This is a genomic window from Streptomyces sp. NPDC059900, from assembly GCF_050270335.1.
Taxonomy (GTDB): Bacteria; Actinomycetota; Actinomycetes; order Streptomycetales; family Streptomycetaceae; genus Streptomyces.
This window is the reverse complement of sequence record NZ_JBNNJZ010000732.1, coordinates 2,195-3,568: the sequence shown is the minus strand read 5'-3', so window position 1 is coordinate 3,568 and position 1,374 is coordinate 2,195. Positions and strand designations below refer to the sequence as shown.

The 1,374-nt window shown below is 73.6% G+C and carries 2 protein-coding genes; both read right to left on the bottom strand.

Annotation, left to right across the window (positions count from 1 at the left end; genetic code table 11):
- Nucleotides 1–599 (bottom strand): hypothetical protein (locus tag ACQKIP_RS42895; protein WP_427745495.1); only part of this gene is annotated, 599 nt, incomplete at its 3' end.
- A gap of 93 nt (nucleotides 600–692) precedes the next feature.
- Nucleotides 693–1,277 carry a hypothetical protein gene (locus tag ACQKIP_RS42890; RefSeq protein ID WP_365861969.1) on the bottom strand — a complete coding sequence of 195 codons (585 nt, stop codon included), beginning with the start codon at nucleotides 1,275–1,277 and terminating at the stop codon, nucleotides 693–695.
- Nucleotides 1,278–1,374 lie beyond the last annotated feature (97 nt).

Here is a 1,374-nt window from a genome sequence, read left to right as displayed (position 1 = left end):
GTGTAGAGGACTCCGAGGGTGACGACGGCGCCGGCGATGAGGCCGAACCAGAGGGCGCCGGGCAGGGTGGTGCCGGCGCTGTCCAGGCGTTGGTGGCGGGCGTCGTCGGCGGCTGCTACCTGGTCCAGCAGTGGCTGGTAGGCCTGGGCCTGGAGTTCGTTGGCCGGGGTGTGGTGGGCGATGTCGCTGCGGATGCGGGCCAGCAGGTCGGCGCCGGTGGTGTCGATGGGGGTGTCGTCCTTGAGGGCGGGCCATTCGGTGGTGACGGCGTGCCGGGCGTAGGCGTCGATGTGGTCTTTGACCTGGGTGCGGAAGGCGGCCGGGTAGACGTCCAGACGCTGGTCGACTTCGTAGAGGGCCTGGGCTTCGCGCTGGACGGTGTCCTCGGCGGCGCCGCGGGCCTCCCAGACGCCGGCGATGGCCAGGCCGAGCACGATGGCGTAGACGACGCCGACCATCATGACCATGTATTCGAGCACGTCCGGGGTCTGGGAGGTGTCCTCGTCGGCGTCCACCCGGCGGTGGCGCATGACGGTGGCAGTGATGACAAGGACGCAGACCAGGATCGAGGCCAGGGTGTAGACGAGCCATTCCGGCACAGCACAACTCCAGGACGGATGAGCGGGCGAGGGAGCGGGGGAAAAGAGCGGTGTGGGGTGACCGGCGTGCCGGATGCAGGCCGGTCGTGGCGGTCAGCCGCGGCGGGAGCGGGGTCGCAGGGCGGCGGCGGCCAGGATGCCCGGCAGGGTGACGACGACCGTGGTCATGGTGGTCGGCATGCCGGCCGGTACCGGGCGCGAGGGACCGCCGGTGTAGTGCGGGCGGGGCACCCACCGGAAGGCCTTGGCCACCGCCCTCTTGGGCCGGTCTGCGACGGGGGCCGGGGCGGGGGCACTGGCAGGCGGCGGGCCGGTCAGCGGCGCGGACTGTGCCGGGGGTTTGGGCGCGGCGGCTGCGGTGTCCGTCCGCTGCACGAGCGGGGGCACCGGCGGCGGGGGCGTGGGCGGGACGGGTGGCATGGGAGCGGGCTTGGGCAGCGCCGAGGGCCGCGGCGGTGGCGGGGGTGTGGGCTGCGGCGGTGGCGGGGATGTGCGCTGCGGGGTGTGTGGCCGGGGCTGGGGATGGTGGTGACTGATGTCGACCCATGCGTCTGGGGCACACACCACCAGGCGCTCCCCCGCCGCGGTGTGGTCCATGGCGACGGCCGCGCCCCCGTGGTGCGGCAGCGGGCACAGCGCCGCGGCAGCTCCCAGACCGATTCCGATCCAGCCGCCCATCCGCAGTCCTCCTCGCCACGCCCTGACCTGATCTGCCCCGGTCGTCGAGGGAGCCGGGATGCCCGCGCCCCCACGCGCCCGCAAACCCAAAAAACAA

Excerpts from the sequence above, each read along its gene's own strand:
- ACQKIP_RS42890 (WP_365861969.1), bottom strand. The coding sequence starts at position 1,277 with ATGGGCGGCTGGATCGGAATCGGTCTGGGAGCTGCCGCGGCGCTGTGC.